The sequence below is a fragment of the Enterococcus sp. DIV1368b genome, assembly GCF_050529595.1.
Classification (GTDB): domain Bacteria; phylum Bacillota; class Bacilli; order Lactobacillales; family Enterococcaceae; genus Enterococcus_B; species Enterococcus_B mundtii.
The window spans coordinates 283,630-301,006 of sequence record NZ_CP172883.1 but is presented as its reverse complement, the minus strand read 5'-3'; the positions used below and the strand labels follow the sequence as shown (position 1 = coordinate 301,006).

Genomic DNA, 17,377 nt, shown 5'->3' with positions numbered 1-17,377 from the left:
TTATTAAATGTTTTTAGTAATAGATGAAAAAAAGGAGAAAAAGATGAAAAAGAATAAATATCAATTAATAGATATCATGTTTATACTTTGCTTAAGTATGATGTATGTACTACCTTTATTTTTGACACATGGAATCTTACATAACTCGTCTCAAGACACATATTTTCATTTGTCACGCCTTGTAGGTTTAGATAATGTATGGGATTCTCCAGTCAATTTTAATAATTTTGCCCATCATGGTACTATGATAAACGTTTTCTACCCTTGGTTAACTTTTTACCCGGCTAGTTTTTTCTTTAAAATTACAGGTAATCTTGTATTGAGTTATAATTTATACTATTTTTTCATAACATTTTTAACAATGTTAATAGCTTACTTCTCAATGAATAAATTAAAAAGAAACAGATACATCGCTCTACTATTTTCTATCATATACACATTTGCAGGCTATCGCGCAATTGATATCTTTTTTAGAGCCTCACTAGGAGAAGCAGTTGCTTTAACCTTTTTACCTCTAATATTGGTTGGTTGTTATGAAATATATGTGGGCGATTATAGCAAGTGGTATTGGCTTACTATTGGTATGACTTTAGTAGTCTATACACATTTACTATCGGTAGCAATGGTTACAGGCTTTATAGCTATCACCATAATTTTATCTTTTTATTTTTGGAATAATAAAATGTCTAGATTATTAAGCTTGTTAAAAGCAACTACAGTGACCTTTTTATTAAGTGCGGCTTTTTTAATTCCATTTATTCAGCAATCTAGCGCACAAGAACTCAAAGTACCTCAAGGAAGAGAATTAATCGGGATGGCTCCTAGTGATATGCTCTCTCATATTTTAAATAATAACTATAGAAATTATACAATCGGATTCTTTATTTTTATTGGATTATTAGTAACTTTTACTTTTGTAAAAAAATTGCAAGTTACTGATAAATTCATTTTCGCGCTTGGTATATTTACACTTTTTTGTTGTACTAGTTTATTTCCCTTAAAATTACTGAACAGTACCCCTATAAAGAGCCTACAATTTATTTGGCGATTGAATGGCTTCACTTCATTGTTTTTAGCTTATACAATAAGTATCTTAATCTATTATAATTTATATAATAAAAAAAATATGATAAAAATCATCAGTGTTACTCTAATTGGGATTACCCTTCATTTTTCTGGGATAATTAATCTAGTAGCGAATAATGACTCATTAACTCGCATCGAACCTGAAAATGCTATTTCTGCTGCCGAGAACTACCAGCATACTGATTATGCAAATAAAGAATCAATAAAATATCCAGATGTGATTAACAATCATAAATACTTCCTTAATAATGAGGAAATAAAACCCGAGACTTCTTTTACTAATAGTAAATATACAATTAAAGTTGATAATAAAAATAATGAAAAATCAGTTTTCACAACATCTCTTTACCATTATGATGGACAAATCGCAACAGTGAATAACACTCCAGTTGAAACTTCTTTATCTTCAATAGGTACAACTGAGTTAGTCATCCCACCCGGTAAAAACACAATTGTGATTACTTATACCTATACAAATCTCGCTATTTTCGCAAGATATCTCTCTCTAATTTCATTGATGATTTTCCTGATTTTTCTCTTATATAATTCCTATAAGACTAAGTTAGGATCCCATTATACTCATATCACGAATGACATTTTTTAGTTATTTAATCATGATAGAGAATCATCTATTTCAATAACTATAAAAAGAGGACTGAAGCATCTTATTGATTCTTCAATCCTCTTTTTTGTCATCTTATTTTATATGGTTGATCATTTATCCTCTAAAGACACGCTATCAATCTAAAAATATCGGTTGAATAAAATCTGCTTGCCAAATTTTGTCTTTTTCAGAGTAGTTGAAATACCATACTTGCGAAAAATAAAGCCTTTCCCGCTTATCTCCTGAAATCAACTGCTGGTTCTTTCGATCGACTAAGTAATCGAAACAACTAAAATCGATTCGAATAGAGAAACTAGTATCATTGATTTGTCGGTAGTTAGCCAATTCTTGAATGGCTATTTTCGTTGTATGATTTCTTACACCGTCATCTTTATTTTTTTGTAACACTTGCTGATGTTCTTCAAATAATCTTGAAGTATAACAATTTTTTGCTTTTTCAGGAGCCTCTTCTTCCCAAGATTTTTGTATTGCATAAAAGATTCTGTTGATCTCAGAAAGCAATTTTTTCTTTTCACGCTTTGTTCCAGGCATTCTTGATAACAAATCATTGATATCCATATTGTGCGTTTTCTTTTTTTTAAATAAAGAAAAAACAAATATACTTCCTAATGATAAGCAACAAAGAGAAAATCTTCTGATGTACTGTTACTATTAGTCGTCCGACTCCTCCGATAATAGGAATTGGAACCTCCCCCTATCGAACCGCCACCAGAGCCCCCACCGGTTGAACCACCACCATGCCCACCTGCTACGGCAAAAGTTTGAACGGGCGTAAAAAACAAAAAAGCCATGATCAATAGACAAATCACTTGATAAGTTTTCTTCATCTGAACCCTCTTTCTCAATCCCCCACGATGATACCTTATCAAATAATTATTACAAGATTCCTATGGAACAATGAATGATTTCCTAATTTTCTTTATTTGGTAGGATTTCTTGATAGATTCTCAAAGATACAGCACCTATGCTCCTAAATGCTTAGAGGTGGACTAAAAAATACATACACATTCAACAGAAACTTAAATTTTGGTAGTCATATTATTTCTTTTCACACATTCATCTTTTGTTTATCCTCATAATCGATTAGAATAATGGGTTCAAAATATACAATCATTTCAATTGATAATCTTTTATGTAATTTTCATCTTTTTTCAATTTGATATTTAGAAGATGCATCTGGAACTTCTCTAAAATTTGATATGATTTTTCCAAATATTAATGAAATTGTAGGTGATACTAATGAAACAAAAATAACTTTCCAAAAGTCACCTGATAAAATTGCCGATATAAATAGGTAACCTATAAACATACCATATACACATGATAAAAAATTACTCAGAAATACATAAATTTTTGACCTTTTATTTTCAACAAGTACTAACTGTACAATTGTCGTATCTTTAACGATTTCTTTCACTTTCTTATTGTTATGTAATAGTCGACAGGTCGATATTATTCCATATGTACTAAGAACACTACCAATCAATAGAGCTAAATATATTGATTCAAGATAGCCCAAAAATATAAGAAAAGGACTAATTACAAAAACTCCGAAAATTCCATAAGATTCAGGAACATAAAATTGTATTTCAGGTATTTTTTTACCTTCAAAAATTTCTGCTGATCCAGTTACTTTATATGCAGTCCAACTTTTTTTCGGAGCGTTGTCGTAAAAGGTACTAAACGGAAAAAAGTTTCTCAGCCTCATTAACTTAAAATAATCAACAATGTACAATCCATCATTTAATTCCAGTAAATAATATCTGCCATTAATTCTTTTAATCTCTTGGGCACAGTTGTTTCCTATCATCTAAAGCCTCCTTCAAGTTTCTCAGTTGATTCTGGAAAATTTAGCACTATAAGCTATTACTTAATTAGTTTCAAAACAGTTCTATAGTATTTTATTTCTGTGATTTTTTCATAAAAAACCAACCAAAACGATCTTCCTCCTCATCTTTAAATTGTATTTGATGGGCTTAATAATCCTTGCTAGCATTCTCATTAACTCAATATAAAATTAAAAACCAAATGTTTCTCCTTCCAATAAAGATTTTTTTCCTAAATCCCCGTATTCTTTTTTCTTAGAAGTATGTTTTAGATCAATAACTTTACCTTTAGGGATATCCAAATTATTTTGCTTCCATTCTTCTAAGGCTGTTAAAACTGTTTTTTCATTTTCACTTATATATCCTTGATATAAAATTTCTCGAATGTCCTCGTTATTAAAATACGCTATTTCTTCAATATTATTTAAACCAGTTAGTTGATTTACTGCAGCATAATCTAAGTAATAAATTTCCTCTTGCATCTTCAAAATCGGTTGTCGCGCAACAATTAGTAATGGCATAATTCCTTCTTTCATGTACACAACACTACCCAAAGGCAATAAGTTAGTTTGTTCCATATGTATTCTCCATTCTAGTTATTATAGCTGTTGCTATTAGTAGGCTCAATCTCTGTATTTCCGACTTCTATTCCATAAGAAATTTAATACAAAAAAAGGATATACATATTTACCGATCATCTTTATCAAATATTATTTTATATTTCACTTTTTTTGTTGAATATATTTTGCCATTATATATAGTACTCACAAGAATAAACACTGTAAGAAAAAATAATAATCTTTCTTGTATCAAAAAAGGAAGCACTAGCGTAAATATGCCATAAAATATAAGCAATCCTATCCCTACTATTAATACCTTTACGCAATGAATCATCTTCATTCTTCTCACCACCACTTTAAATTTTTTTGTGTAATGATCAATGGAGTAATTGCATATCCCTTACCTATAAGCTTTAAAGAACTACCTCTTTTTTCTAATTCCATTTTTAATCTATTTTTTCTCCAATAAGAGACAACAGAAAGACAAACGACTAATGTTAACCAGAAGAATAATAAATTGATGATTCCTTCCAACATATCTATTGGCAAATTACTTTTGCCCCAAAGCCAATTCTGTGGAATAAAGTCCCTCACTAAGTTACTTAAAGGAAGTCCAATGGCTACTCCTAAATAACTTTTTTCTGATTTTTTCTTGATTTCCTTCTCCATTTCTAAACCAGAAATACTGGATTCACTCAAAGAAATACTGGCTTGATAGATCTTTCTATTAACTCTATATTGCTTTAAACCTACCATGAAATTGTTTTGTCTTATTAAATATTCTTCATTATTATCTGAAATCAATAGACACCAACCTGGAATTACTCTTTTTTTATCAAAGCATAAATTTCTAATCTCACCATCTTCTATTTCCATATCATTTACTCAAGATACACTTTCTAACATTATATATTTCACATCATTATTAACGAACCAAACTTTACCATTGAACAAAAAAATTTTAACTATATAAAAACTCAACAAACTTAGCAATCTTGCTTGTACTAAAAAAGGTATTATAAACAAAAAAATGATTGTAAAACAAATAATCAAAGCTAGACCAACTAGATTATTTATTGTCCATACTTTTTTTGTATATTTAGAATTATTAATCAGATTTATCTTTCCTAAAAAACTTACATCAAAATCATTATTCATCATTTTAAAAAGAAAATTTCTTTTTCTAAAGAAAGAACAAAAGTACAAGCAAACTATTATAGTTAGCCAAAAAAACAATAGATTTTTTATACCTATAGAAAAATTAAAAGATTGATCAGAATTATCCCATAACCATTCAACTGGAACTATTTTTCTTATTATTGGATATAATACTAAAGCAACCGCACTACCTATGTAATTACTGTTCGATTTTTTCTTATAATCTTTCTCTATCTCTTTACAGTCTACAGAAAAACTCATTAAAGAAGTATTAGATTTATATATTTCTCTCTTCAGATGATAGTTGCCCAACCTTAACAAATTTGAATTCTGTCGAACAACAAATTCTTCATTGTTTTCTGTTACTAATAACAACCATCCGCGAATAATTTTATTTTTTTGAAATGCAATATTATATATTTTCCCACCAATAATTTTACGGCTATATTCCATCTAATAGGCCTCCAATAAAACCACTCACCCCTTCAGTGAAATCACCCCATCCAGATACTACTGCTTGTCCCACACTATCTTCAAAATCTCTAACAAATTTAAATTTTTCTCTTAAAATATCATTCGCAATACCTACACCTATACCTACAGCTATAGAACCTACTATACCAATATTTACAGGAGCAGAAATTAGTCCAACTGCAGCTAATGCTCCAGTACTAAGCTTTATACCACTTACTACTCCTGCACTAGCTAATCCTGTAATTATTCCTTTTCCCCAAGCCTCTTCAGCACTATCACCTGAAACTATATCTATCCCTACACCAATTAATAATCCTGCTCCTTCTGTTATTACCTTACCTCCATATTTAAATACCCCTTTTATTGCATTCTCAGCCGATTCTCTTGCAGCTAGAGTGGCTCCAGGAACTTCTCCCAAAATCTTTCCGTCTGGTAATTCTAACGAATATCGGTTTTTCCAGATATAGTCGGAAGCATCTTGACCATGCTGTATTCCTTTTTGTATAAATAGTTTCTCTGTTTTCTCACTAGCCAGAGTCCCCCCTGTTGTTTGAAGTACTGAAATAACTTCATCATAATTTTCTATATCCATTTGATCAGAAGTAAACCACTTTTTATTTATCCCCTCGGGTAACAAATATGAACCATCTGTCCGCACTCTCGTATTCTTTAACACTAATACACCCTGCATTGCCAGTTTCAATTCATCCAAACTATGACTGAATAATCCACTAGTTTGAGAATTGAAATTATGTAATTTTTTTAGCTTATTTTGTAATTGATCAATATCTTGTTGAAAGCTCTCTGACATACGATTTAGATCTCGTTGGACATTTAGCAATGTTTCGAGAATGCCGACGAACGGATTACTTTGTGCTTGGGACTGAACAAAAGCAGAAGTCGTGTCTACTGATGCTTTCATAACTCGCGTCGTCGCCAGTTGCTGGTTCAGTTTGTTCTCATCCAAGTATCCTTCCATTGCTACAATCTGATCCGCGACTTTATACCTTTGTAGCTCCTGTTCAATTTTTTCAATCGCATTCGTTGTTCGTGTAATTGTCGGAATGATCAATTCACTAAATAATCCTTTTCCTGCTGTATATGCTGCACCAGACAATTCGTTTCCGTTAACAGCTGATACGACTTTTTGACTTCCTCTCTTTAGTTGATTGATCGTTTCTTTACTACTGGCTAAGTTCTTCTTTAACGCTGACATAAATTCTGATGATTCCCCACTCACATAAACTAATCCCACTCAAATGTTCTCCTTTCTGCAAACAACTCTTCTCTTTCTACTTCTAATCCTTGTAAAGTTTTCCTGTACGAAAAATCAAGTTCTTCATGTGCCTGATGAAATTGTTGTTGAAATGTTTGTTGCTTTGCTTCATACTCCTTCTGCATCCAAATCGCATTGGCCATGCCTTGTTGGATATCTTCATGATTCACTTCAGATAATTGGCGAAAACCTCTTTGAAGTTCTTTTTCTAATTGAAGGAGCTGGTTTTCTAACCTACGTTTTCCATTTGCTAATTCGTCTTGTTGGTGTTCCACTTTCCAAATTTCTTTTTGATTCTCATAGATCATTTCATTGTCTATTGACATTCATTCACCTTCTTAGATATTTGATGGTTGATTTCTTACAACATTCTTTTTCCTAAACGATAGCTTTGCTCTTTAGATACTGTCCTTCTTAAACTAAATACGAATTTTTTCTGAATTATTTTCATATTTAAAACGATTAAAACGATTTTTATTATTTCATAAAAAAATGAGCTCTTTGATCAAATAAAATAACTGATAAAATTAACTTTACACCTTCGATATATTTCCATTTTAATATAATAATCAATTGAAAAATAGAACATATCATAAAACGTCGTTTTGGTTTCATAATCGTTAAAATAACATTAAAAAAAGACCGTCATTTATTGACAGTCATTCGTGATATCGATCATTATTTCATTTATGATACGGCGCCCCCGTATTGATCCGAAACGCGCGATAAATTTGTTCAACGAGGATTAGACGCATCAGTTGATGCGGGTAGGTCATTTTGCCGAAGGAGATTTGGGCATTGCTGCGTTGCATGACGTCATCGCTTAATCCTAATGAGCCACCGATGACAAAGACGAGCTGGCTTTTTCCTTGGATGCCTAATTGATCAATTTGCTTTGCAAAGGCTTCACTGGTAGGATTTTCGCCTTGGATCGCTAAAGCGTAGACAAATTCATGATCTTTGATTTTTGCGAGTATACGCTCGCCTTCTTTTTCTTTGACTTGGCGCATTTGGGCTTCACTAAGATTTTCTGGTGCTTTTTCGTCAGGTACTTCGATTAGTTCGATTTTTCCATATGCTTTAAGTCGTTTGACATACTCATTGATTCCTTGGATCAAATATTTCTCTTTTAATTTTCCAACTGAAATGATTTTTATATTCATAATAATTTCCTTCCCTCGGTCTTTCATATCGAATTCTTCTTTCTTATTATAATAGAGTATTCTTATTCGACAAAGAGATTTAAAAAAGTTTTCCCACATAGTTATACACATCTTCCACAGGTTTATCCACAGCTTATCGTGGTTTTATTGCTTATTTCATAAGTATTTCTTAAGCAAACATATGTTTCGCACAGATTTTTCCACTTTTTCCACAAGTTGTTGATAACTTTTATGGGCATTTATACGCATTTTTTACAAATACTTTTCCACAATTCCTGTGTATAAGTTTGTATTTTATTTTTTCATCTGAAAACAATTATTTTTCCTAATGTTTTTCATAAAAAGTTCACAGTCTGGAAGTAGACTAAATTTAGTAAATAAGTCTATACTTAACTTATCAAGAAAATAATAAATGGAGGCAGATCACATGGACAGAAGAGATGTGACACCAAAAATGAAAAAAAGAAAATCTAATGGCATTTGGCGAAAGCTAGGTCTTGGCGTAGTTGGTGGCGTGATTGGCGGATTACTGACTTTCGGTATTTTTTATGCAGCAACTGGAGGTGGTAACTCAGTAACGACTTCTTCTAGCAGTGGGACACAAAATGCATCAGGCGAAACAGTTGTCGAAAATGTAAAAGTCAATGTAGATTCAGATATCACTTCTGCAGTAGATAAAGTGCAAGGAGCAGTTGTTTCTGTTATCAACCTACAAAAACAAAGTTCATCATCTGACCCGTTTGGTTCATTATTTGGCCAACAACAAGAAAGTAGTGGCGAAGATGGCGAATTGCAAGCTTACAGTGAAGGTAGCGGTGTGATTTATAAAAAAGAGGGCGATTCCGCTTATATCGTGACGAATAATCACGTTGTCGATGGACAACAAGGACTAGAAGTTTTACTAAAAGATGGAACAAAAGTGAAAGCAGAATTAGTCGGTACAGATGCTTATACTGATTTAGCTGTTTTAAAAATCAGTGCTGACAAAGTCGATACTGTTGCTTCATTTGGCGACTCTGCTTCATTGAAAGTCGGCGAACCTGCGATTGCGATTGGTTCTCCTCTAGGTTCTCAATACGCAAACTCGGTGACATCAGGAATTGTTTCTTCCTTGAATCGTCAAGTGACAAGTACAAATGAATCTAATGAGACAGTGAATATCAATGCGATCCAAACAGATGCAGCGATCAACCCAGGGAACTCTGGTGGTCCACTAGTTAATATCGAAGGCCAAGTTATTGGTATCAATTCAAGTAAAATTGCATCGACTTCTGATTCTTCAAGTGTAAGTGTTGAAGGAATGGGCTTTGCGATTCCAAGTAATGATGTCGTAAATATCATCAATCAACTTGAAAAAGATGGAAAAGTAACACGCCCTGCACTGGGTATCACAATGACCGATCTTTCCGCCGTTTCTACACAACAACAGGAACAGATCTTGAAATTACCATCTTCTGTAACAAATGGCGTGATCATTCGTTCGGTTCAACCAGCAACGCCTGCGGAAAAAGCTGGCTTAGAACAATATGATGTCATCACAAAAATCGATGATACAGAAGTCTCATCTGGTGTTGAATTACAGTCTGTGCTTTATGGTAAAAAAGTTGGTGACACTGTGAAGATCACTTATTACCGTGGCGAAGAAGAAAAAACTGTAGATATCAAATTGACAATTGATAATACTGCATTAAATCAAGGAAATTCAAATAGTTCCAATGGCTCAAATAATTAATAAAAAAACGGCTACCTCAATGGAGGTAGTCGTTTTTTTATTCATGCTAGTTTTTGAATGCTTCGCCAACTATCGCATCTTCAGGTAAAACTAAGATGCCTTTTTTCTCTGGGGCGTTAGGTACGTGAAGTTCCTTTGCAGAGCAAATCATTCCGTCACTTTTGACCCCTCTTAATTCTCCAGGCCAAATCATCATACCGTCTGGCATCATTGCACCAGGTTTAGCAACGACTACTTTTTGACCTGCTTCAATATTCGGTGCGCCACAAACGATTTGTAAAACTTCACCACCATCTACTTCTGTTTCAGTTACAGATAAATGATCAGAATCTGGATGAGGTTCACAAGTTTTGACGTAACCAACAACGATTTTCGGTTGGTTGTCTTTTTCCAATGTTTCTTCAAAGCCAGCTTCTTTGATCAAACGGTTCAATTCAGCTAGTTGTTCTTCTGAGATTGTTACTTGGCCATTGCCTTCAATTGTTAGATGATCTGAGATATGGAAAAAGTTCCATGCAACGATTTGACCAGATTCATCTTTGATTTGCGCAACATTCCATTTACGACTAACAGTGTTTTCCGTGCCTTTATCGTCGGCTATGATCACCATTAATGTGTCGCCCACATGTGCGCGATTATAAGCAAAAATCATTTTGTTTCCTCCAATATCATTTGTTGAAGTTGTTTTTGATTTATGGCAACTGAGTAGATCGATCAGCACCAAACTCTCTTGTATTATCTTAACAAAAAAAGGAAGTTCTTGCATGATAAATTCTCTTAGAAAAACTTGCCGGAATAAAAAGAAAGCACGGATCACAAAAAAAGACGAGGAAACGAAATGCACCATCTTTCGTTTCCTCGTCTTTTTTGTTCAAGGATCTGCCTATTGAATCAAAAACTAGGCTTCTCTTGGTTCTGAAACGACTAGGACATCACACGGAGCTTGTCGAATCACGTAGCTTGCCACACTCCCAGTCATAAAGCGTTCAACGGCATTCAAACCTGATTGACCGATCATGATCAAGTCGATTTGATATTTCTTTGGTAGTTTTACTGCCATAGATTCTCTGACCGAACCATAAGCCACAATACCTTCTATTTTTTGGTAGTCAACGGATTTTCCGTAATTTTTACATTCTTCAATCAATTGTTTTGCTGATTCAGTCTGTTGATCGATCAAGGATTGGTCAATAGGCGTATACCCCATAAATTGATAAAATTGTTGGTCGATCACATTCGTCACATATACTGTGCCTTCATTTCTACGAGCTACCTCGACGGCTTTTTTGAATGCAGCAAACGCTTGCTCGCTTCCGTCGATTCCAACTAATATTTTCTTATATGCTTGTTCCATTTTTCCCACTCCTCTCGTTTCTCACTGCTGAATCGTTTTTGCTAAAAATTGTTCGATTTCTTCTTTTGTTTTACGATCTTTATTGACCAGACGACCTAGCTCTTTCCCATCTTTGATGACAATAAAACTTGGAATACCGAAAATATTCCATTCTGCTGCTAAATCGATGTACGCATCTCGATCCATTTCGACAAATGTCCACTCTGAAAAATGACGTTCGATTTCTGGCATTTGTGGTTTGATGAAGCGACAATCGCCACACCAATCGGCAGTAAAGAAAAAGATATGATTGCCTTTTTCAACATAACCGGCTACTTCTTCAAGACTTTTAGGAGTAATCATAGGTTCACACTTCTTTCTTATTCTATGTTCTACTTAAATTATACACCTTTACAAAAAACTGACCAAACTATATCTAAAAAATAAAAAACGAGCAAAAGCGGATCGCCTTTACTCGTTGATTACTTATTTTCCGTAAACGATCGTATTCACCGTTGATTTATCTAAGCCCTTCAATGTTTGGATCAACATTTCTCTGGCTGCTTCAAAGTCACGGATACTAAACATCGTTTGATGCGTATGGATATAGCGTCCAACGACACCGATAACGGTACTTGGGATTCCTTCATTTTGTGTATGAGCAGCACCAGCGTCGGTACCGCCTTTTGATACAAAGTATTGATAAGGAATATTGTTTGTTTCAGCAATATCTAATAAATATTCACGTAATCGCGGCAACATGATCAATCCTGGATCTTGGATACGCATCAATGTGCCTTCTCCTAGATGACCAAATGTGCCTTTTTTCGTTACTGTATCATCTGCTGCAGAGCAGTCTACCGCAAAGAATAGATCAGGTTTGAATTTGTTCACTGAAGCTTTTGATCCACGTAAACCAACTTCTTCTTGGACATTGGCGCCGGCGATCAGCGTATGACCTAATGTTTCTTTTTCTAGGGCTTCTAATGCTTCCAAGACCATCGTACAACCGTAACGGTTGTCCCATGATTTACTGATGATATTTTTGCCGTTTGCTGTTTTGATCGTTTCTGCAAAAGGAACGATCGTATCTCCTGGTAGGACACCAAAACTCATTGCTTCTTCTTTTGATTCAAAACCAGCATCAAATAAAATATCTGTTACTTCGACTGACTTTTGACCGCTTGTACCACGTAATAAATGTGGTGGAACAGAAGAAGAAATACATGGGTAATTTTTCCCTGTTGATGTCTTCAATGTAAAGCGTTGAGCCGATACTACATAAGGATTCCAACCGCCTAGCGGAACCACTTTGAACAATCCGTTATCTTGGATTTGTGTCAACATAAAACCAACTTCGTCCATGTGTGCTGCCACCATGACACGAGGGGCATCCGCTTCTTGGTGATGGCGCAATCCAAAGATCCCACCTAATCCATCTAATTGTAATTCATCAACTAGTGGCTCCATGTGTTGTTCCATGTACGCGCGGATGTCTTGTTCAAAACCGCTTGTTCCTTGTAATTCTGTTAATTCTTTAATACGTTGAAATGTTTTTTCATCCATAATAATGATCGTCTATAATTCAGACTTGTCTCCTTTCAATCTCAGCTTTGATTTGTCTTAAAAAATAGTATCTGGACAAATCTATCGTGATTATTATACCGTATTTTATTTCAAAACGGTTATTTATTTCAAAGAAAATCAGATAGTGTGGTAAAATAAAGCCAAAGAAACTTGTGAAAGTGTAAAGGAGGGCAAGCAGCATGTATGAAGAAAGTGAACAGGCCTATTTCAAAGGTGGTTTAGCTGTCGGACTTGGTTTAGGATTATTAAGTGGCGTGGCAACTGCACTATGGTACAATCGCAACAAAACGATGTCCGCTGATGAAGTCTTAGCTACCATCAAAGAAGCGTTTTTAGATGAAGGCTCGATTGAAGGCTCCTGGATCTCTTTTGAGAAAGAACCGACACGTAAATTTGCAATTCATTCAAAAGCTTATCGTGGTGGGATTTCTCGCATAGAAGATGGTGAAGTCGTCTATTATGAATTTTTAGCAGATGCCTATACTGGTACTGTTTTAGATATTTCTAGAAAAAAAGGAACAGATGCTTGATTTCATTTTTAAAAGATTCTCTTAGAAATAGGCTTTCCTATGGATAAGAGCTTCTTTTTTTGCATAAAAACTGGTATAAACGTACATGATAGGTTATGCTTAGTTTAAACTTTTTCAATTTATTTAGGAGAGTGAAAAATGAATCACACAGAAAAAATTGCTGTCCTGATTCCTTGTTATAATGAAGAAGCAACGATTCCTACAGTCATTGCCGACTTTAAACGAGAATTACCAGAAGCAGATATTTATGTATACGACAATAACTCAACGGACAACACCTACGACTTAGCAGTTGCAGCGGGTGCTATTGTAAAAAAAGAACCTCGTCAAGGTAAAGGAAATGTCATTCGTCAAATGTTTTTTGATATTGATGCGGACTACTACTTGATGGTAGACGGAGATGATACTTATCCAGCCGAAGCCGTACATGGACTTTTAGAAAAATTACGTTCTGGCGAAGCGGATATGGTCATTGGCGACCGTCTTTCTAATGGTACTTACTTTGAAGAAAATAAACGCGCCTTCCATGATTTTGGCAATAATTTAGTTAAAAATACGATCACTCGTTTATATAAAACAAAAATAAGAGACGTGATGACTGGCTATCGAGGATTTAATCGTATTTTTGTCAAAAGTTTTCCGATCATGAGTGCGGGATTCCAAATCGAAACGGAATTGACCATTCATGCCTTAGATAAAAAATTCAAATTAGTTGAGCTCCCTATTGATTACCGTGATCGCCCAGAAGGTAGCGAATCAAAATTGAATACCTTTTCTGATGGCTTCAAAGTCATTATGATGATCATTAAAATGTGTAAAGATTATAAACCTATCCTATTTTTCAATATCTGGACAGTCATTTTCTTTTTAGCTGGTCTGTTCACTGGGATTCCTGTCATTCGGGAGTTTATGTTGACGAGCTTTATTACTAAAGTCCCTTCAGCCATATTAAGTACAGGATTGATGATCCTAGCTTTACTTTCACTAGTTACTGGTATGATTTTAGATACGGTCGTTACAAATGCAAAGAAAGAGTACGAACTGAACCTCTATCATGTTTATCATGAGTATCACCAAAATAAAAAAGAAGAGAGATGATTTTATGCAATCATCCTCTTCTTTTTATCTTATCATTTATTTCTCTGATGCAATCGTCACAAACTTCACTTCGACATATTCCTCTACCCCAAAAGTTCCGTTCTCACGGCCAAACCCTGAATGTTTGACTCCCCCAAATGGTGTCGCAGAATTTGAGATCGTCGTATCATTGACACCGACCATGCCATATTGCAATTTATTGCTTACATTGTTGATCGTATGGATATTCGTCGCAAAGAAATATGATGCTAAACCAAAAATCGTATCATTGGCATCTTTGATTACTTGTTCTTCGTCTTCAAATGTAATGATTGGGATCACTGGTCCAAATGTTTCATTGTAGAAAATATCCATTTCCTTTTTCACGCCATCTAATACTGTCGGTTCAAAGAAAAAGCCATTTGCATATTCTCCGTCCGTTAGACGATGACCACCAGCCAAGATTTCTGCTCCTTTAGCTACTGCATCTTCTAGTTGTTCTTCAACTTTTTTTACGCCTTCTTCATTGATCAATGGCCCCGTAGTTGGATCGTCTAAGCCATTTCCAACAGTCACTTCTCTGATTTTTTCCACAATCAATTTTGTTGCTTGTTCTTTGATTTCTTTATGGATAAAAATTCGATTTGGTGACGTACATACTTGTCCATTGTTGATAAATTTCGTTTTGATCAATGTATCGACTGCTAATTCTACATCGGCATCTGGAAAAATAATAAATGGCGCATGTCCACCTAGCTCCATAGAAACTTTTTTCAAGGTAGGTGCTGCTTGTTCATTTAGAATTTGTCCAACTTCTGTTGAACCTGTAAATGTGATTTTTTGGATATCATCCGATTCAGACAAAATCTTTCCAATAGTTGAGGAGTCCCCCATGACGATATTTACGACGCCATCTGGAAAGCCAGCTTTGTGGAATAGTTCCATCAGCGCAAGTGCTGATAGAGGTGTTGATTTTGCTGGTTTTAAGATAACCGTACAGCCTGCGGCGATTGCCGGCGAGATTTTACGAATGATCATGTTGGATGGAAAGTTCCATGGTGTGATGGCGCCGACGACACCTACTGGTTGTTTACGTGCTTGCCATTGTTTCCCTTCAGGTGAAGGAATGATTTCTCCCATGATTCGTTGGCCTTGCGCTGCATTCCAGCGAAGGTTTTCGACATTTGTTTGGATTTCTGCCGTCGCTTGAGCAAGCGGTTTCCCTTGCTCCATCGTCATGATTTTTGCTAAACGTTCGCTGTCTTCTTCTACTAGATCAGCCATTTTATTCATTAATTTTGCTCGTTCGCTTGGTGCCGTTCTTGACCAACCTTCGAATGCCTTGTTGGCAGCTTCAATGGCTTCTTTTGTCTCTTTTTCGCCACCTTGTTGAACGCTTGCTAACGTTTCACCAGTAGCTGGATTGACGACATCAACTGTTCCTTCAGAGCCTTCAAGCCATTTGCCATTAATATAAAGATGAGTTTCTACTTGCGGTAAATCATATTTCCCCATAGTTTGCCTCCTCTATTCTTAATTACATAACAACCGTAACATTAATAAAGTCAAAGCTCAAACCATCTGTTTAAGATGAATTTGTCCGACTCAGCCTTACAAATTCAATTTTTTTATTCTTTTGAAGAATAAATTGCTCGTTCATTCAAAAGCTTTGTTACAATGAGATAGAAATGAGATAGAGTACTACAATGATTTTATCCTACGACTAAAGGAGTGTTTTTATGGGGCTATTTGATGGCTTGATGGGAAATGCTATCCAAAAAGATACAACCAATATCACAAGAGAGGTTCAAGAAATCCTGATTCCAATGGAACAGGTAGAGTTAGCGTTCAAATTAGTGCGTGATTTGATCATTTTCACCGACCGTCGGATGATTATCGTCGATAAACAAGGAATGACCGGTAAAAAAAGCGAATATAAATCGATCCCTTACCGCTCGATTTCACGTTTTTCGATTGAAACAAGTGGGCATTTTGATTTAGATGCCGAATTGAAAATTTGGATCTCTAGCGCAGAACTACCCGCAGAGTCTTTACAATTTAGAAAAGATAAGAATATCATCGCTGTACAACAAGCGCTAGCAACAGCTGTCTTATCTTAAACTTACGATCAACACAAAGAGCTTACACACCCAAAATACTTCAAATTTTGGGTGTGTAAGCTCTTTGTGTTGACGTCTTCTGTAAAACTCTTCCTAATAAAATAAAAATTTTATAGTACACGTCCTTCATTTTTTTGATGATTCGCTCTTTTTTCTTTAAAGTCCATTTTGTCTACTTTTAGTTTTTTCATATTATTCACTTTGATTTTACTGATTTCTGCAAAAGAGCGCTGTTTGATACCTTCGATTTCTTGTCTTCTTTTCTCTTTTAACTTATCTAGATCTTTTTCTTTCATCATGCTCTCCTTTCTTTTGAAAAAGCTTGGTTTTTAAGATTCACTGTAACCATGAAAATCTAGAAAGTCGCATCAATCGAACAGGATGGTGAGACGTTCAAGTATCTTCTATTCATATTCTGGATTTTTGAAAATTTATCTCTCTTTATTTTTTTCGCTTTGCCCCACAGCCTGAGAATCATCTCTGTGTAATACTTCTTTACTATCTTTCGTTACTTCTTTATTTCTGTCGACTTCATTTAATGCTTGCTCTTTGACTGTTGCTAAAATTCGCGCTTTTCTTTCTTTAAGACTTTCTAGTGTTTCGTGTTCCATCGTAATTCCCCCTTTAGTAATTATTTTACTGAATAAATGTCGACAGAATGAACGAATTTTTTTGAAAATAAAAAAAGTATTTCCTCCAAACGATAAAGAGAAACATTACTGTTGGTAGTCGCTTATAAACATTCAGTCAACCAACTGTATGGTTGATTTATCACTTAACCCAAAACGAATAAGAACGTACAAAAAGCGACATACATTCACTTGATCCAG

19 protein-coding genes and 1 pseudogene are annotated in these 17,377 nt (G+C 34.7%); 5 read left to right on the top strand and 15 right to left on the bottom strand.

Annotated features, from left to right (window positions below):
* The first annotated feature begins 43 nt into the window (after positions 1 to 43).
* Positions 44 to 1,690, top strand: a complete 1,647-nt coding sequence (locus tag IGJ19_RS01450) for a 6-pyruvoyl-tetrahydropterin synthase-related protein (RefSeq protein ID WP_430604309.1) — start codon at positions 44 to 46, stop codon at positions 1,688 to 1,690.
* Positions 1,691 to 1,825: 135 nt separating this feature from the next.
* Here the strand turns inward: IGJ19_RS01450 and IGJ19_RS01445 are convergent.
* The 8 genes and pseudogenes from IGJ19_RS01445 to rlmH all read right to left on the bottom strand — a co-directional run bounded on the left by IGJ19_RS01445 (position 1,826) and on the right by rlmH (position 8,168).
* Positions 1,826 to 2,538 (bottom strand): annotated as a pseudogene (locus IGJ19_RS01445) (TIM44-like domain-containing protein).
* Positions 2,539 to 2,852: 314 nt separating this feature from the next.
* Positions 2,853 to 3,521, bottom strand: a complete 669-nt coding sequence (locus tag IGJ19_RS01440; RefSeq protein WP_233433751.1) for a hypothetical protein — start codon at positions 3,519 to 3,521, stop codon at positions 2,853 to 2,855.
* A gap of 207 nt (positions 3,522 to 3,728) precedes the next feature.
* On the bottom strand, positions 3,729 to 4,115 hold the full coding sequence (locus IGJ19_RS01435; protein ID WP_071866172.1) for a DUF4176 domain-containing protein: 387 nt from the start codon (positions 4,113 to 4,115) through the stop codon (positions 3,729 to 3,731).
* 327 nt (positions 4,116 to 4,442) lie between these two features.
* Positions 4,443 to 4,973: a hypothetical protein gene (locus IGJ19_RS01430; RefSeq protein WP_071866170.1), complete on the bottom strand. Its 531-nt coding sequence runs from the start codon at positions 4,971 to 4,973 to the stop codon at positions 4,443 to 4,445.
* 9 nt (positions 4,974 to 4,982) lie between these two features.
* Positions 4,983 to 5,708 carry a hypothetical protein gene (locus IGJ19_RS01425; RefSeq protein WP_071866169.1) on the bottom strand — a complete coding sequence of 242 codons (726 nt, stop codon included), beginning with the start codon at positions 5,706 to 5,708 and terminating at the stop codon, positions 4,983 to 4,985.
* Complete coding sequence (locus IGJ19_RS01420) at positions 5,698 to 6,984, bottom strand: hypothetical protein (RefSeq protein WP_071866168.1); 1,287 nt, start codon at positions 6,982 to 6,984, stop codon at positions 5,698 to 5,700. Before IGJ19_RS01420 ends, IGJ19_RS01425 begins: the two co-directional genes overlap by 11 nt.
* A complete protein-coding gene (locus IGJ19_RS01415; protein ID WP_115357139.1) occupies positions 6,975 to 7,331 on the bottom strand; it encodes a hypothetical protein in 357 nt (118 codons plus the stop codon). The genes IGJ19_RS01420 and IGJ19_RS01415 overlap by 10 nt, the downstream gene beginning before the upstream one ends.
* Positions 7,332 to 7,688: 357 nt before the next feature.
* The gene (gene rlmH, locus IGJ19_RS01410) at positions 7,689 to 8,168 is read right to left on the bottom strand and encodes a 23S rRNA (pseudouridine(1915)-N(3))-methyltransferase RlmH (protein ID WP_034689953.1); all 480 of its coding nucleotides are present in this window, start codon (positions 8,166 to 8,168) and stop codon (positions 7,689 to 7,691) included.
* 427 nt (positions 8,169 to 8,595) lie between these two features.
* Here rlmH and IGJ19_RS01405 point away from each other — a divergent pair, with 427 nt between their 5' ends.
* The gene (locus tag IGJ19_RS01405) at positions 8,596 to 9,900 is read left to right on the top strand and encodes a S1C family serine protease (RefSeq protein ID WP_066025889.1); all 1,305 of its coding nucleotides are present in this window, start codon (positions 8,596 to 8,598) and stop codon (positions 9,898 to 9,900) included.
* A gap of 46 nt (positions 9,901 to 9,946) precedes the next feature.
* Here the strand turns inward: IGJ19_RS01405 and ytpR are convergent, their stop codons facing one another.
* The 4 genes from ytpR to pepA all read right to left on the bottom strand — a co-directional run bounded on the left by ytpR (position 9,947) and on the right by pepA (position 12,799).
* The gene (ytpR, locus tag IGJ19_RS01400; protein WP_071866223.1) at positions 9,947 to 10,552 is read right to left on the bottom strand and encodes a YtpR family tRNA-binding protein; all 606 of its coding nucleotides are present in this window, start codon (positions 10,550 to 10,552) and stop codon (positions 9,947 to 9,949) included.
* Positions 10,553 to 10,798: 246 nt separating this feature from the next.
* Positions 10,799 to 11,254 carry a universal stress protein gene (locus IGJ19_RS01395; protein WP_071866165.1) on the bottom strand — a complete coding sequence of 152 codons (456 nt, stop codon included), beginning with the start codon at positions 11,252 to 11,254 and terminating at the stop codon, positions 10,799 to 10,801.
* 21 nt (positions 11,255 to 11,275) lie between these two features.
* Entirely contained in the window at positions 11,276 to 11,596 is a 321-nt protein-coding gene (locus IGJ19_RS01390; RefSeq protein ID WP_260697267.1) for a thioredoxin family protein, read from the bottom strand.
* Positions 11,597 to 11,719: 123 nt separating this feature from the next.
* A complete protein-coding gene (gene pepA / locus IGJ19_RS01385; RefSeq protein ID WP_019724279.1) occupies positions 11,720 to 12,799 on the bottom strand; it encodes a glutamyl aminopeptidase in 1,080 nt (359 codons plus the stop codon).
* A gap of 200 nt (positions 12,800 to 12,999) precedes the next feature.
* Between pepA and IGJ19_RS01380 the strand changes: the two genes are divergently transcribed.
* On the top strand, positions 13,000 to 13,350 hold the full coding sequence (locus IGJ19_RS01380; protein ID WP_019724280.1) for a PepSY domain-containing protein: 351 nt from the start codon (positions 13,000 to 13,002) through the stop codon (positions 13,348 to 13,350).
* A 138-nt stretch (positions 13,351 to 13,488) separates the two neighbouring features.
* Positions 13,489 to 14,448: a glycosyltransferase family 2 protein gene (locus IGJ19_RS01375; RefSeq protein WP_062805833.1), complete on the top strand. Its 960-nt coding sequence runs from the start codon at positions 13,489 to 13,491 to the stop codon at positions 14,446 to 14,448.
* 36 nt (positions 14,449 to 14,484) lie between these two features.
* On the opposite strand, the gene IGJ19_RS01370 is transcribed toward IGJ19_RS01375, so the two are convergent.
* Positions 14,485 to 15,942, bottom strand: coding sequence for an NAD-dependent succinate-semialdehyde dehydrogenase (locus tag IGJ19_RS01370; protein WP_071866163.1), 1,458 nt, complete (start codon positions 15,940 to 15,942; stop codon positions 14,485 to 14,487).
* A gap of 224 nt (positions 15,943 to 16,166) precedes the next feature.
* Here IGJ19_RS01370 and IGJ19_RS01365 point away from each other — a divergent pair, with 224 nt between their 5' ends.
* Positions 16,167 to 16,547: a PH domain-containing protein gene (locus tag IGJ19_RS01365; RefSeq protein ID WP_074799614.1), complete on the top strand. Its 381-nt coding sequence runs from the start codon at positions 16,167 to 16,169 to the stop codon at positions 16,545 to 16,547.
* A gap of 110 nt (positions 16,548 to 16,657) precedes the next feature.
* Here the strand turns inward: IGJ19_RS01365 and IGJ19_RS01360 are convergent, their stop codons facing one another.
* Together IGJ19_RS01360 and IGJ19_RS01355 are read right to left on the bottom strand one after the other, a co-directional pair.
* Complete coding sequence (locus tag IGJ19_RS01360; protein WP_074799613.1) at positions 16,658 to 16,843, bottom strand: hypothetical protein; 186 nt, start codon at positions 16,841 to 16,843, stop codon at positions 16,658 to 16,660.
* A 135-nt stretch (positions 16,844 to 16,978) separates the two neighbouring features.
* Complete coding sequence (locus tag IGJ19_RS01355) at positions 16,979 to 17,158, bottom strand: hypothetical protein (RefSeq protein ID WP_074799612.1); 180 nt, start codon at positions 17,156 to 17,158, stop codon at positions 16,979 to 16,981.
* Positions 17,159 to 17,377: the final 219 nt, after the last annotated feature.